Annotated in this window: 13 protein-coding genes, 1 tRNA gene and 1 pseudogene; 13 read left to right on the top strand and 2 right to left on the bottom strand. The window is 64.3% G+C overall.

What is annotated here, in order from left to right:
* The 8 genes and pseudogenes from ACILRA_RS10120 to ACILRA_RS10085 all read left to right on the top strand — a co-directional run.
* A pseudogene (locus tag ACILRA_RS10120) lies at window positions 1-182 on the top strand (ABC transporter ATP-binding protein); the annotation flags it as partial.
* Window positions 183-441: 259 nt separating this feature from the next.
* Entirely contained in the window at window positions 442-1,026 is a 585-nt protein-coding gene (locus ACILRA_RS10115) for an SOUL family heme-binding protein (RefSeq protein ID WP_395661978.1), read from the top strand.
* Window positions 1,027-1,120: 94 nt separating this feature from the next.
* The gene (locus ACILRA_RS10110; protein ID WP_395661977.1) at window positions 1,121-2,170 is read left to right on the top strand and encodes a spermidine/putrescine ABC transporter substrate-binding protein; all 1,050 of its coding nucleotides are present in this window, start codon (window positions 1,121-1,123) and stop codon (window positions 2,168-2,170) included.
* 49 nt (window positions 2,171-2,219) lie between these two features.
* A complete protein-coding gene (locus tag ACILRA_RS10105; protein ID WP_395661976.1) occupies window positions 2,220-3,077 on the top strand; it encodes an ABC transporter permease in 858 nt (285 codons plus the stop codon).
* Complete coding sequence (locus ACILRA_RS10100) at window positions 3,064-3,834, top strand: ABC transporter permease (protein WP_395661975.1); 771 nt, start codon at window positions 3,064-3,066, stop codon at window positions 3,832-3,834. Before ACILRA_RS10105 ends, ACILRA_RS10100 begins: the two co-directional genes overlap by 14 nt.
* A 35-nt stretch (window positions 3,835-3,869) precedes the next feature.
* On the top strand, window positions 3,870-5,249 hold the full coding sequence (locus tag ACILRA_RS10095) for a glycosyltransferase (protein ID WP_395661974.1): 1,380 nt from the start codon (window positions 3,870-3,872) through the stop codon (window positions 5,247-5,249).
* Entirely contained in the window at window positions 5,249-5,614 is a 366-nt protein-coding gene (locus ACILRA_RS10090; protein ID WP_395661973.1) for a cupin domain-containing protein, read from the top strand. Before ACILRA_RS10095 ends, ACILRA_RS10090 begins: the two co-directional genes overlap by 1 nt.
* 97 nt (window positions 5,615-5,711) lie before the next feature.
* Window positions 5,712-5,987 carry a cupin domain-containing protein gene (locus tag ACILRA_RS10085; RefSeq protein WP_395661979.1) on the top strand — a complete coding sequence of 92 codons (276 nt, stop codon included), beginning with the start codon at window positions 5,712-5,714 and terminating at the stop codon, window positions 5,985-5,987.
* Between the two features lie 173 nt (window positions 5,988-6,160).
* Here ACILRA_RS10085 and ptsP read toward each other — a convergent pair whose 3' ends face one another.
* Entirely contained in the window at window positions 6,161-8,428 is a 2,268-nt protein-coding gene (gene ptsP / locus ACILRA_RS10080; protein WP_395661972.1) for a phosphoenolpyruvate--protein phosphotransferase, read from the bottom strand.
* 85 nt (window positions 8,429-8,513) lie between these two features.
* Window positions 8,514-9,773 (bottom strand): aspartate kinase, encoded by a 1,260-nt coding sequence (locus ACILRA_RS10075; protein WP_395661971.1) that lies wholly within the window; start codon window positions 9,771-9,773, stop codon window positions 8,514-8,516.
* A 163-nt stretch (window positions 9,774-9,936) separates the two neighbouring features.
* Between ACILRA_RS10075 and ubiG the strand changes: the two genes are divergently transcribed.
* From ubiG to ACILRA_RS10050, 5 genes are all read left to right on the top strand, one after another.
* Window positions 9,937-10,677, top strand: coding sequence for a bifunctional 2-polyprenyl-6-hydroxyphenol methylase/3-demethylubiquinol 3-O-methyltransferase UbiG (ubiG, locus tag ACILRA_RS10070; RefSeq protein ID WP_395661970.1), 741 nt, complete (start codon window positions 9,937-9,939; stop codon window positions 10,675-10,677).
* 8 nt (window positions 10,678-10,685) lie between these two features.
* The gene (xylB, locus tag ACILRA_RS10065) at window positions 10,686-12,161 is read left to right on the top strand and encodes a xylulokinase (RefSeq protein WP_395661969.1); all 1,476 of its coding nucleotides are present in this window, start codon (window positions 10,686-10,688) and stop codon (window positions 12,159-12,161) included.
* A gap of 160 nt (window positions 12,162-12,321) precedes the next feature.
* Entirely contained in the window at window positions 12,322-12,636 is a 315-nt protein-coding gene (locus ACILRA_RS10060; protein WP_395661968.1) for a co-chaperone GroES, read from the top strand.
* A 47-nt stretch (window positions 12,637-12,683) separates the two neighbouring features.
* Complete coding sequence (gene groL / locus ACILRA_RS10055; RefSeq protein WP_395661967.1) at window positions 12,684-14,327, top strand: chaperonin GroEL; 1,644 nt, start codon at window positions 12,684-12,686, stop codon at window positions 14,325-14,327.
* Between the two features lie 161 nt (window positions 14,328-14,488).
* Window positions 14,489-14,565 (top strand) — tRNA-Arg (locus ACILRA_RS10050).
* The last annotated feature ends 34 nt before the right edge of the window (window positions 14,566-14,599 follow it).

Raw genomic sequence — 14,599 nt, 5'->3', positions numbered from 1 at the left:
TTTCAGTGGTGCGCGCGCTGTGCGAGCGCGTGGTGATCATGCGCGGCGGCGAGATCATCGAGGAAGGCAGGACGGCGGAGGTGTTCGCCTCTCCCCGCAGCCCGTTCACGCAGACGCTCATCGACAGCATCCCGCTTCCCGAAGTGCGCCAGAACTGGCTAGAGCGCCGGTCAGTCAGTTGAGGTCAGCTTGCCCAGCGTCCTCTCCCGCAACGCGGGAGAGGAAGGGGACCCAACGAAGTTGGGGGAGGTGAGGGAATGCGGTGCTCCGAATTGTATGCAGCGCCCTTGTTCCCTCATCTCCCCGTTGCGTTCCGCAACGGGTCCCTTCTTCTCCCGCTGAAGGAGCGGGAGAAGACATCAGCCGTCACAAGGATTCCATTTGATCGCCAGCCGCTCTAGATTGACAGGACAGAGGGACACCATGAGGAAGGCGCCGAAAATGCTGCTCTACACCGCGCTTGCCCTGGCGGCCGTGCTCATCGGCGTGGCGCTGTTCTGGTTCGTGCAGACGCGCAACGTCGAGACCGCGCCCTACCAGGTGACCGAGGCTGACGGCGACATCGAGATCCGCGCCTATCCGGAACTCGTCGTGGCCGAGGTGACGCGGACCGGAACGCGGGATGAGGCCGTGCGGTCAGGCTTCGGCCCGCTGGCCCGCTACATCTTCGCGAAGGAACGCGAAGGCGGGAAGATCGCCATGACAGCACCCGTGACCCAGAAGGCAAAGGGCGATTCCTGGACGGTGCAGTTCATCATGCCCGCCTCCCGTGGCCTCGACAGCCTGCCGAAGCCCGCCGGCGCGGACGTTGCGCTGCGGACGCTGCCGCCGGCCCGGCGCGCGGCGATCAGGTTCAGTGGGTGGTGGTCGGATGAGCTGTTCAAGGCCAAGGACGCAAAGCTTCTCGCGTGGCTCGCGGCCCGCGGACTGACGCCGTCCGGCACGCCGACCTTTGCCTATTACAACGACCCGTTCACGCCAGGCTTCCTGCGCCGCAACGAGATCCTCTACGATCTGGCACCGTGAGGCCGGACCGCCATGGGGGGGTCTCGACCCGTGCACGCAATTCACATAGTCTTCCGGCCAATCAACAAAACAGCTCACAAAAGGGGAAAGCGACATGACGGCAAGAAAGCTCTACTCACTGGTCTTTGGCGCAGCACTGGTGCTGCTGACGCCTGCCGCCGCCATGGCGGAAAAGCTCGTGATCTCGAACTGGGACGGCTACATGCCGAAGGACATGGCCGAGAAATTCAAGGCCGCCACGGGAATCGAGCTCGAGATCGCGGTGCATGCCACCAATGAAGAGATCATGGGCAAGGTCACCGCTTCAGGCGGCGAGGGTTTTGACGTGCTGTTCGTATCCTCGCCCTTCGCCGAGGCGCTCAACAACCTTGGCCTCGTCCAGCCGATCGACCATTCCAAGGTTCCCAACCTCGCCAACCTCTACCCGGAGGCAACCCAGCTCAAGCATGACCCGGGCAATGTGTTCTCGGTGCCCTACACATGGGGCACCACGGGCCTGTGCTACCGCACCGACCTGGTGAAGGGCTCGCCCGAAAGCTGGAACGACCTGCTGAAGCCCTCGGATGAGCTGAAGGGCAAGGTCACCATGCTTTCCACCGACCGCTGGCTGATGGCGGCCGGCTTCCTTGCCAACGGCATGTCAGTCAACACCACGGAACAGGCCGATCTCGACAAGGTGCGCGACCAGCTGATCGAGACCAAGCGGCAGCTTCTGGCCTTCGACGACACGACCTTCTACTCCAAGCTCGTCTCCGGTGAGGCTTCACTCGTCCACGCCTGGGACGGCTGGTGCAACTATGGCATCGCCGCGAAGCCGGAGATCAAGTACGTGATCCCCAAGGAAGGCTCCGACCTGTGGGTGGATGCCATCGTGGTCACCAAGGCGTCCAAGAACCCCGAGGCGGCGCACAAGTTCATCGACTTCGTGCTCAATGCCGAGAACGGCAAGTGGGTGGTCGAGAACATCATGTACAAGAGCCCGAACAAGGCCGGCATGGAAGCCATCGACAAGGCCATGCTCACGCAATACCCCAACATGGCGATCACGCCCGCCGAACTCCTCAAGTTCGAGCAGCTGCGCGACCTGGGAGCCGGCATGAAGGCCTTCTCGCGCAGCGTTTCCGAGATCATGGCCGCCAAGTGACACGCAGACACGCCTCTCCCGGCACAGCCGGGAGAGGACCCCTCCCGCGATGAAGCCGCAGCACGCATCCTGGCTCCTCATGGCGCCCGGGCTGATCTGGCTCGGACTGCTGATGGTCTTGCCCTGCGCGCTGGTCTTCGTGCTGATCTTCTTCGAGCGCGGCATCTATGGCGGCATCGACTGGGCAGCACCCACGCTCGAGAACATCCGCCGTGTCCTCGACCCGCTCTATCTCTCGATCTTCCTCGACAGCGCGCTGGTGGCACTCAGCGCCACGCTCATCGCGCTGCTGATCGGCTATCCCGCCGCCTATGCCATCGCCAAGGCGCCGCCGTCGCGGCAGACCGTCCTTCTGTTCCTTGCCATCCTGCCATTCTGGACGAACTACCTGATCCGCACCTATGCGTGGATCGTGCTGCTGAACCCGGCCGGCCTCATCAATGCCGCCCTCTCGACCATGGGCCTCACATCCGAGCCGCTGCCGCTGCTCTATACCAGGCCCGCGGTCGTGCTGGGGCTGGTCTACAGCTATACGCCCTTCGTGATCCTCGCAGTCTATTCCGCGCTGCAGCGCCTCGACCCCAGCTACGCGGAAGCCTCACGCGATCTCGGCGCCGGGCGCGCGCAGACCTTCCTGCGCATCACGCTGCCGCTCACGGCACCGGGCGTCGCGGCGGGGGCTGTCTTCGTCTTCGTGCTGTCGATCGGCAATTTCGTGACCCCGGATCTGCTCGGCGGCGGCAAGTTCCAGATGGTGGGCAACCTCATCTATGACCAGTTCCTCTCCGCGCGGGACTGGCCCTTTGGTGCAGCGCTCTCCGCACTTCTCATCGCGCTGATGATGGTGCTGCTGTTCGCGCAGGCCATCGCCACGCTCCATGCCCGAGGCGGCCATGCGCGCACTTGATGCCTGGCTGGCCGCCGTCTACGGCTTCCTGTACCTGCCGATTGCGGTGCTGATGGTGCTGTCCTTCAACAAGTCGGGCATGCCCACCGCCTGGGGCGGCTTCTCGCTCGAATGGTATGGCGCGCTGGCCGCCAATGCGAAGATCACCGGGGCGGCGTGGAACTCCATCATCGTCGCCGTCTGGTCGACCGCAATCTCGACCGTCATCGGCACCCTTCTGGCACTCGGCGTGGAGCGGGCGCGGCCATCAGCCCCGCGCGATGCGCTGCTCTTCGCGCCGATGATCATTCCGGACATCGTGCTGGCGATCGCACTGCTCTCGTTCTTCACGCTGATCAAGTTCACGCTGGGGCTGCACTCGATCGTGATCGCCCATGTGGTGTTCAACATCGCCTTCGTGACCGCCGTCGTCCGGGCGCGCCTCAGGTCCTACGACTGGTCTCTCAACGAGGCCTCGCGCGATCTCGGCGCCTCCGCCTTCACCACCTTCCGGCGCATCACCCTGCCGCTGATCGGGCCATCGGTCGCCGCGGCGGCACTTCTCGCCTTCACGCTGTCGATCGACGAGTTCATCATCGCCTATTTCACCGCCGGGGCCGGTCAGGCCTCGACAACGCTGCCGATGCAGATCTATGCCATGATCCGTTTCGGCGTGACGCCCGAGATCAACGCCATGGCAAGCGTCGTCATGGTGGTGAGTTTCGTGATGATCTTCACCGCCCAGCGCCTGAACCGGGGGCGCATTCCGGGGGCATGAACACGAGCAGCAATCCGGCCAGAGGGAGAGGAACGATGGCAAAGGCTACGAAGAAACCGGCGAAGGCGAAGCCCGCGCCAAAGAAAAAATCCCCTGCGCGCAAGCCGGTGAAAAAACCAGGCAAGGTGATTGCGCTGTTCCCGGAGGCCGCCTTCGGCCCCGCGCTCAACTCGGTGGGCATCGGCCAGGCACTGGAGAAACTTGGCCACAAGGTGGTGTTTCTCTCGGATCCGGGCTTTCTCGACATCTACAAGGGCTATGGCTTCGAGGCGCATGCCGTGAACCTGTCCGAGCCGCTGCCGCCGGAGCAGATGGCGAAGTTCTGGGTCGACTTCATCAACGGCCACATTCCGAACTTCCGCAAGACCCCCTACGAGCAGATCGACAATTACGTGAAGGACTGCTGGAGCATGATCGTGGAGACCGCCAAATGGGCCGAGAAGGACCTGCCCGGCGTTCTCGACCGGGTGAAGCCCGATGTGGTCTGCGTCGACAACGTGATCCTGTTTCCGGCCATCAAGCGCTATGCGAAGCAGAACGGCAAGCCGTGGGTGCGCATCATCTCCTGCTCGGAGAACGAGATCGAGGATCCGGACATTCCCCCGCATCTCTCAGGCGCCGGCGCCAAGGACACGAAGGCCCACGCCGCCTACCGCAAGCGCTTCAACGCGGTGATCAAGCCGATCCACGAGGAGTTCAACAGCTTCCTCAAGTCCGTGGGGGAAAAGAAATATCCGCTGGGCCAGTTCTTCGAGGCCAGCCCGCACATGAACATCCTGCTCTATCCGAGTGCGGTGAAGTTCAAGCGGCGGCACAAGCTGCCAGCACGGCAGTTCCAGTATCTCGAGGGCTGCGTGCGCAAGGAGAAGCCCTATGAGGTGCCGCGCTTCAAGGCCAATGAGGGCGAGCCGCTGCTCTACGTGAGCTTCGGCTCGCTGGGCTCAGGCGACGTCGATCTGCTGAAGCGGCTCATCACGGCGATCGGCAAGATGCCGGTGCGGGCCCTCGTCAATGTCGGGGACTACAAGGACCAGTACACCGGCGTGCCGCCCAACGTCATCATCGACAGCTGGTTCCCGCAGCCCTCGGTCATTCCGAAGGTGGACGGAGTGATCCACCACGGCGGCAACAACTCCTTCACCGAATGCCTCTATTTCGGCAAGCCCGCCATCATCATGCCCTATGTCTGGGACGGGCATGACAATGCGACGCGCGTCGAGGAAACAGGCCACGGCTTCAAGCTGGACCGCTACGACTGGACCGAGGACGAGCTGCAGCGGAAAATCATGACCATGCTGACCGACAAGAAGATGAAGGACAGGCTGAAGAAGACCTCGCGCCAGATGCGGGCCAAGCACGGCCCCACCAAGGCCGCGAAGGTCATCGACGCGCTGACCCGCCGGAAGCCCGCCTGATGCCGACGAACCTCGCCTCCTCCGCACCCCACCTCGAAGGCCCCGCGCACTATGCGGGGCCGCTCAAGGACTGGGGCTTCCAGCCCAACCCCATCGCCGGCCAGTCGAAGAGCGACGGCGTGCTCCTGCACAAGGGGCCGGGCGGCCAGCCGGAAGTTGGCCTGTGGCAGTGCAGCCCTGGCACATGGCCGCTGGAGATTCCGCGCGACGAGATCTGCCATTTCGTCTCAGGGCGCGCCACCTACACCCATGAGTCGGGCGAGATCATCGAGATCGTGCCCGGCACGGTGGTGTTGTTCCCGGCCGGCTGGAAGGGCACCTGCACCGTGCACGAAACCATGCGCAACGTTTACATGCTGAGCTAGAGAAACCATGACACTGACACTTCAGTCCTCCGCCCCCCACCTCACCGCGCCCGAGAGCCATCCTGGCCCGTTCAAGGATTGGGGTGTCATCCCCACCATGATCGAGGGCCAGTCGCAGACCAGCGGCCTGGTGCTGCACAAGGGCCCCAACGGCGAGAGCGAGACCGGCTTGTGGATCTGCACGCCGGGTTACTGGAACTGCCATGTGACGCGGGACGAGTTCTGCCACTTCCTGCTCGGCCGCTGCACCTATACGCATGAGTCGGGCGAGGTGATCGAGATCGTGCCGGGCACGGTGGCCTTCTTCCCGCAGGACTGGAAAGGCACCTGCCGGGTGCACGAGACCATCCGCAAGGTTTACATGATCCGGTAGTGCCGCAGGCCGTGAGATGGATTTCTTGTGACTTTCGCGGCAGATGAGGGGAAACAGACCGTGGCGGCCGTGCCTGTGGTCCCTCAGCTTCCCCAACTTCGTTGGGTCCCCTTCCTCTCCCGCCTTGCGGGAGAGGACGCGAGGCATGCGGATCTCAGTTGACTGAGAGTGCGTTAAAGCACCACGCCATTGCGCTGTGCGAATTCCATGAGTTCGGGGCGAAGCGTGTGGAGCGGGCTCGACAGCAAGGGCTCCATGAATTTCCAGAGCTTGCCCCGGTCGAGGGACAGCACCATGGCCTTCACCGGGCCCACCGCCGATGGCACCATCGAGATCGAGATGAGTCCGACACCGACGAGCGCCATGGCTTCGAGCGGCCTGCCGCCCAGTTCGCCGCACAGCGTCACGGGCTTGCCGTGGCGCTCCGCCTTCTCGACGATCAGCCGCATGGCGCCAAGCGCCGCCGGGCTCAGGGCATCGTAGCGGCCCGCCAGCTTCGGGTTGCCACGGTCCGAGGCGAACAGGAACTGCACGAGGTCATTGGATCCGATCGAGGCGAAATCGACGAGCGGTAGCAAATGATCGAGCTGCCAGAGCAGCGATGGGATCTCGATCATGGCGCCAAGCTTCAGGGGCTCAGGCAGCCGGTGTCCGCGCTTCAGCAAATACTGCTTCTCGATCTCCACCACCTCCACCGCGCGCTTGTACTCCTCCACGTCAGCGATCATCGGGAACATGATCTTGAGTGGCGCGCCCTCGGCAGCCAGCATGAGGGCGCGGACTTGCAGCCGCAACAGGGCCGGGCGATCGAGCGCCATGCGGATCGAGCGCCAGCCGAGTGCGGGGTTCTCCTCCCGCGGCTGGCGCAGATAGGGCAGCACCTTGTCTGCGCCGATGTCGAGGGTGCGGAACGTCACGGGCTTGCCCCGCGCCTGCTCGATGATGGTGCGATAGTGCCGGACCTGGCTTGCCAGCCGCGGGAAGCGGCTCGCCAGCATGAAGTGCAACTCCGTCCGGTAGAGCCCCACGCCATCAGCGCCTGAATCGTGGAGATGCGGCAGGTCGACGACGAGACCGGCATTGATATTGAGTTCGATCCGCTCGCCCGAGTGGCAGATCGCGGGCTCATCGCGAAGCGCCGCATATTGCGCCTGCTTCCGGGCATAGAATCGTACCTTCTCCGCATAGGCGCGCTGAAGATCCGTGGACGGACGAACGAAGATGTCGCCCGTGCCGCCATCGACAATGATGGGGCTGCCGGTATCGACAAGGTCGATCAGCCCTTCCGCCTGGCCGATGGCGGGAATTCCCAGGGCGCGCGCCACGATCGTCACGTGGCTGGTGCGGCCGCCCTCCTCCAGCACCACCCCGCGCAGCTTCGAGCGATCGTAGTCGAGCAGCTCTGCCGGGCCCATGTTGCGGGCGACGACAATGGCGTTCTGCGGCAGATCCGTGCGGGACGCGGTGGCGATGGCGCCGGTCAGGATGCGCAGCAGGCGGTTCGACAGGTCGTCGAGGTCATGCATGCGCTCGCGGAGATAGGGGTCGGGCGTCCGCGCCATGCGCGCCCGGTTGTCGTTCTGCACGCGCTCGACGGCGGCTTCCGCCGTGAGGCCGGTATCGATCGCCTCGCGAATGCGGTTCATCCAGCCCTTGTCATGGGCGAACATGCGGATCGTCTCGAGCACGTCTGAATATTCGGTGGCGCCGCGCTGGGCGTCAGAACCGTCAAGCAGTTCGTCGACATGGGCGCGCATCTGCGCCACGGCGTCCTCCAGCCGCTGCTTCTCCTGTGGCACGTTCTCGGCGATGAGGTTCTGGATGACGACGCGCGGTTCATGCAGCACCGCGTGGCCCAGCGCCACGCCCTCGGCCAGGGAATCGCCCTTGAGATGATGGCTCCTGACATGGGCGACGTCGGCTGCGACCTCGGTTGCAACCTCGCGCAATTCACCAGCGGCGATGACCTCGGCCAGCACCATGGCCGTGGTCTGCAGCGCTTCTTCCTCTTCCTCGGTGTAATGGCGGCGGGTGCGGTTCTGGACGACCAGCACGCCGATGACCGTGCCGCCGCGCATGATGGGCACGCCGAGGAAGGCGTTGTAGATCTCTTCGCCCGTCTCGGGCAGGTATTTGAAGGACGGGTGTTGCTGCGCGTCGGACAGGTTGAGGCCGATGGCCTGATTGGCGATGGTGCCGACCAGGCCTTCGCCCGACTTGAGCTTCGATTTGTGAACGGCCTCGCGCTTGAGGCCTTCCGTGGCATAGAGCTCGAGAATGTCGCCCGGCCGCATGACGTAGATCGAGCACACCTCCGCCACCATGTTGGCAGCGATGATCTGGACGATCTTGTCCAGGCGCTTCTGCGCCGCGACCGGCTCCGCCATGACCTCGCGGAGCCGCCTGAGCAGGACACGCGGGCCAAGGGCGGAGGTTGCCATCAGCCGGTGTCCCCGCGTACGGAGACGCGGGCCGTTTTGAAGCGGCCGAACATCGTCACGGGGTGGCTGATCAGGCGCATGAGCCTCAGGCGACCTTCGCGTCCAGCCCGTAGGCCGTGTGGAGGGCCCGCACGGCCAGCTCAGTGTAGGCCTCGTCGATCAGCACCGAGGTCTTGATCTCCGAGGTGGTGATGGCCTGGATGTTGATGCCCTTGTCGGCCAGCGCGCGGAACATCTTGGCGGCAACGCCGGCGTGGCTCCTCATGCCGATGCCGACGATCGACACCTTGGCGACGTCAGCCGAGTGCGCGAGCGTATCGAAGCCGACCTTCGACTGGACGCCATTCAGCACGTCGAGGGCCTTGCGCAGATCCTTTCGCGCCACCGTGAAGGTGATGTCGGTGAAGGCGCCATCGGAAGAAATGTTCTGGACGATCATGTCCACCGAAATGTCGGCCTCGGCCAGGGGCCCGAAGATCGCCGCGGAGACGCCGGGCTGGTCCTTGACCCGCCGGATCGACACCTTCGCCTCGTCGCGCGAATAGGCGACGCCGCTCACCACATGCTGTTCCACGATACGTTCCTCATCGCATACGAGTGTTCCGGGACCTGTCCCGTCGGGCTTGTTCTGGTTGGCTGAGTCCGGCGCCTCGAAGCTCGAGCGCACCTGCAGGGGTACCTTGTAGACCATGGCCAGTTCAACCGAGCGTGTCTGCAGCACCTTGGCGCCGAGCGAGGCCTGTTCCAGCATCTCCTCATAGGAGATCCGGTCCAGCTTCTGGGCGCCCGTCACGATCCGCGGGTCGGCCGTATAGACACCATCGACGTCGGTATAGATGTCACAGGCGGCATCAAGTGCGGCTGCAACCGCCACGGCGGAGGTGTCGGAGCCGCCACGCCCCAGGGTGGTGATGCGGCGGTCCGGGCCGATGCCCTGGAAACCGGCGATCACCGCGACCTGGCCCTGCTCCATGCGCTTGCGCAATTCCTCGCCGTCGATGCCAGCAATGCGCGCTGCACCGTGCACGCCATCGGTCTTGAGCGGGATTTGCCAGCCGGCCCAGGAGCGGGCCGGGATCCCCAGGTCCTGCAGGACGATGGCGAGGAGGCCGGCAGTGACCTGCTCGCCGGAGGCCACCACCGCGTCATATTCGCGCGCATCGTGAACAGCGGCTGCCTCGCGGCACCAGCCGACAAGGCGGTCTGTGGTGCCTGCCATGGCGGACACTACAACCGCCACATGGTGGCCAGCCTTCACTTCACGCTCGACGTGGCGGGCGACGTTGCGGATGCGGTCAATGTCCGCAACCGATGTCCCGCCGAATTTCATTACCAAACGGCCCATCGGCCAAACCTTTCATGTCCCCCGCCGCCCGGAACCCAGGGCAAGGGTCCGGCTGGTGGCCAAGTCTAATGGACGGTTGAACCCCCGGGAACGGCGCGGCGTACTCATAGATGACCAGTTGCGCTTATGCAATAATGGCCACAGCAGAAATTTGGACTGGAAAATGACCGCCTCCGCACCCTCGCTCGATCCTTCGGAAGTTGCAAAATTCTCGGCCATGGCTGCCGAATGGTGGAACCCCAAAGGCAAGTTCGGGGTGCTGCACGTCTTCAATCCCGTACGGCTGCAGTTCATCAAGGAGCAGGTCAGCGCCCGGATGGCGAGGGACCCCCTGGAGCGCCGCCCCTTCGAAGGCCTGCGCTTTCTCGACATCGGCTGCGGTGGGGGTCTGCTGACGGAGCCCATGGCGCGGCTCGGCGCCACCATCGTCGGGGTGGATCCATCGGAGAAGAACATCAAGACGGCCAGCGTCCACCGGGATGAGATGGGCCTCGACATCGATTACAGGGTCGGCACCGCGGAGGATCTCGCCGCCGCGGGCGAGCAGTTCGACGTGATCCTCAACATGGAGGTGATCGAGCATGTGGCCGACCCGAAGGCCTTCACCACCACCTGCGCTTCCATGCTGAAGCCCGGCGGGCTGATGTTCGTTGCCACCCTCAACCGCACGCTCAAGTCCTTCGGGCTTGCCATCGTGGGTGCGGAATATGTGCTGGGCTGGCTGCCCAAGGGCACACACCAGTGGGAGAAGTTCATCACACCCGCCGAACTCAAGGACTGGCTGGCCGGGAACGGCCTCACCACGAAGGAAGAGCTGGGCGTCACCTACAGCCCCTTCACCCGCCAGTGGAAGGTGAGCCGCGACATGGCCGTGAACTACATGCTGCTGGCCCGGAAGGACTGAGGAAAGCCATGTTCCTCGGCATCGACATCGGCACCTCCAGCGTCAAGGCTGTGCTGGTGGACGAGCGGCAGCGCATTGTTGCCACCGCCTCCGCTCCGCTCGCCATTTCGCGCCCCAGGGACCTCTGGTCGGAGCAAAATCCGGAGGACTGGTGGGTGGCGGTTGAGCAGGCGGTGGGCCAGCTCCGCCGCGAGTGGGCGACCGCATGGTCCGGTGTCCGGGCGGTCGGGCTTTCGGGGCAGATGCATGGCGTGGTGCTGCTGGACGAGGCGGGCCTGCCGCTGCGCCCCGCCATCCTCCACAATGACGGGCGCGCCTTCGCGGAAGCAGAAGAGCTGAACCGGAAGCTTCCCGCCATCGGCACCATCGCGGGCGTTCCCGCCATGCCGGGATTCGCGGCGCCCAAGCTGATTTGGCTCGGCAAGCATGAACCTGAAGTGATGCGCCGGGCGCGGAAGATGCTGCTGCCCAAGGACTATGTGCGCTACCGCATGACCGGGAGCTTCGCCACCGACATGTGCGATGCCTCGGGCGCGTTGCTGCTGGACGGGGCGAAACGCCAGTGGTCACCCGCGATCGTGGAGGCCTGCGGCATTGCCATGAGCCTGCTGCCGCCGGCTCTGGAGGGCTGTGCCGTGTCCGGCCAGCTCACCGGTGCGGTGGCCCGGGCCTGGGGCCTCAGCCCCGGCACCATCGTGGCCGCAGGCGCGGGCGATGCAGCGGCAGGGGCCATCGCCTCAGGCGCGGTCAACGAGGGGGATGCCTTCATTTCGCTCGGCACGGCAACGCAGTATTTCGTGGCGCGCGAGGCCTACAACCCTGCGCCACAGCACCTGATCCACAGCTTCTGCCATGGGCTTCCGGAGCGCTGGTTCCAGATGGCGGCCCTGCTCAATGGCGCTGGCGCGCTGTCCTGGGCGGCGGGGCTTCTGGGCCGGAGCGATATCGGGACACTGCTCGATGAGACGGAACAGGCCTTCACCGGCAGCCCCTCACCCGTGCTGTTCCTGCCCTATCTTTCGGGCGAGCGGACGCCGCACAACAACCCCCATGCCAAGGGCGTGCTGTTCGGCCTCACAGCCTCCACCGGCCCCACACAGGTGACGCAGGCGGTGCTCGAAGGCATCGCCCTCTCGCTCGCCGATGCGCAGGGCTATCTGGAGGAGACCGGTGCGCTGCCGGACCGGATCGCCATCAATGGCGGCGGGTCACGGAGCCGGTTCTGGTGCCGGATTATCGCCAGTGCCCTCGGCAAGACCGTGCTGCTGCAGGACGGTTCCGAAGCAGGCCCTGCCTTCGGCGCAACCCGCCTGGCCCGCATTGCGGCAACGGGAGAGGAACCGGCGGCGGTGTGCCCCAAACCTCCCGTCGAAGCCGAAATCGTGCCTGATCCGGCATTGGCCGAGGCCTACGCGGCAAAGCTCACAGCTTTCCGGACCCTCTACCAGGCCGTATCGCCGCACTTCAGATTGTCCAGCAATTAAACTCGTCCTGGCTTTCGCCCCCTTGACGGAGCGCGCGCTGCGCACTATTTCCTGACTAGCTGCTGGCACTCGGTCTATTCGAGTGCTAACAGGCCTGGCCCCCGGCAGGGACTGGCCAGTTAAAACCTCAAAAAATGACGACATTACGAGGAGTTACATCATGAAGTTCCGTCCGTTGCACGACCGCGTCGTCGTAAAGCGCGTCGATGAAGAGCAGAAGTCCAAGGGTGGCATCATCATCCCTGAGACTGCCCAGGAGAAGCCGATGCAGGGCGAGATCGTCGCTGCAGGCCCCGGTGGCCGCGACGAGTCCGGCAAGCTCACCCCCCTCGACGTCAAGGCTGGCGACATCGTGCTGTTCGGCAAGTGGTCCGGCACCGAGGTGAAGATTGATGGCACCGAGTACCTCATCATGAAGGAGAGCGACATCATGGGCGTTCTCGAGGGCAAGCCGGCGTCCAAGAAGTCCGCCTGAGCCAATCAACCGTCTAACTCATCCAATCACTTTTCAGGAGTAGCAACATGGCTGCCAAAGAAGTCCGTTTTGCCGCCGATGCCCGTGAGCGCATGCTGCGCGGCGTCGACATCCTCGCCAATGCGGTGAAGGTCACCTTGGGCCCCAAGGGCCGCAACGTCGTCATCGACAAGAGCTTCGGCGCTCCGCGCACCACCAAGGACGGCGTCACCGTCGCCAAGGAGATCGAACTCGAGGACAAGTTCGAGAACATGGGCGCCCAGATGGTGCGTGAGGTCGCTTCCAAGACCAACGACCTGGCCGGCGACGGCACCACCACCGCCACCGTGCTCACCCAGGCGATCGTCCGCGAGGGTGCCAAGAACGTGGCCGCCGGCATGAACCCGATGGACCTGAAGCGCGGTATCGACATGGCCGTCGCGGTCGCCATCGAGGACATCAAGAAGCGCGCGAAGAAGATCAAGGGCTCCGCTGAAGTGGCCCAGGTCGGCACGATTTCCGCCAATGGCGAAAAGGCCATCGGCGACATGATCGCCGAAGCCATGCAGAAGGTCGGCAACGAGGGTGTCATCACCGTCGAGGAAGCCAAGACCGCCGAGACCGAGCTCGATGTCGTCGAAGGCATGCAGTTCGACCGCGGCTACCTCTCGCCCTACTTCATCACCAACGCCGACAAGATGATCGCGGAGCTCGACGAGCCCTACATCCTTCTCCATGAGAAGAAGCTCTCCTCGCTCCAGGCCATGCTGCCGATCCTCGAGGCCGTCGTTCAGACCTCGAAGCCGCTGCTCATCATCGCAGAGGACATCGAAGGCGAAGCGCTGGCGACCCTCGTCGTCAACAAGCTGCGTGGCGGCCTCAAGGTCGCCGCCGTCAAGGCTCCGGGCTTCGGTGACCGCCGCAAGGCCATGCTGGAGGACATCGCCGTCCTCTCCGGCGGCCAGGTGATCTCGGAAGATCTCGGCATCAAGCTCGAGAACGTGACGATCGACATGCTCGGCCGCGCCAAGCGCGTGAAGATCGAGAAGGAGAACACCACGATCGTCGACGGTGCCGGCAAGAAGGCCGACATCCAGGGCCGTTGCGCCCAGATCAAGGCGCAGATCGAGGAAACCACCTCGGACTACGACAAGGAGAAGCTGCAGGAGCGTCTCGCCAAGCTTGCGGGCGGCGTTGCCGTCATCAAGGTGGGCGGCGCCACCGAAGTGGAAGTCAAGGAGCGCAAGGACCGCGTTGACGACGCGCTGAACGCCACCCGCGCTGCGGTGGAAGAAGGCATCGTCCCCGGCGGCGGCGTGGCTCTGCTGCGCGCCAAGAAGGCAGTGAACGCCCTGAAGTCGTCCAACGCCGACATCCAGGCCGGCATCAACATCGTGTCGAAGGCGCTTGAAGCCCCGATCCGCCAGATCGTCGAGAACGCGGGCGTCGAAGGCTCGATCGTTGTCGGCAAGCTGCTGGAGAAGGACGGCAACTACGGCTTCGACGCGCAGAACGAAGAGTATGTCGACATGGTCGCCAAGGGCATCATCGACCCCGCCAAGGTGGTCCGTATCGCCCTGCAGGACGCAGCGTCGGTCTCCTCGCTGCTCATCACCACCGAGGCCATGATCGCCGAGAAGCCCAAGGACAAGCCCGCTGCCATGCCCGGCGGCGGCGGCATGGGCGGCGGCATGGGTGGCATGGACTTCTAAGTCCGCGCCTCAGCTGAAGGCTGAAACGAATGAACCCCGGTGGAAACACCGGGGTTTTTTTGTTGGGGGCCTTGATGCGCGCTTGTTCCACCGTTGGTGCCCCAGATCGTGCGAACACCCTTGCATTTCGGCGGCCACCAGACTAGGAACAGCCCCGGTCAGCGCCCGTAGCTCAGCTGGATAGAGCACCAGACTACGAATCTGGGGGTCATGGGTTCGAATCCTGTCGGGCGCGCCATTCTTTTCAAGATGATTGGTTGTTTCTGGATATC

The organism is Aestuariivirga sp., from assembly GCF_044239095.1.
Lineage (GTDB): Bacteria > Pseudomonadota > Alphaproteobacteria > Rhizobiales > Aestuariivirgaceae > Aestuariivirga.
The sequence above is the reverse complement of the archived record's forward strand: the minus strand, read 5'-3'. Positions and strand labels throughout refer to the sequence as shown.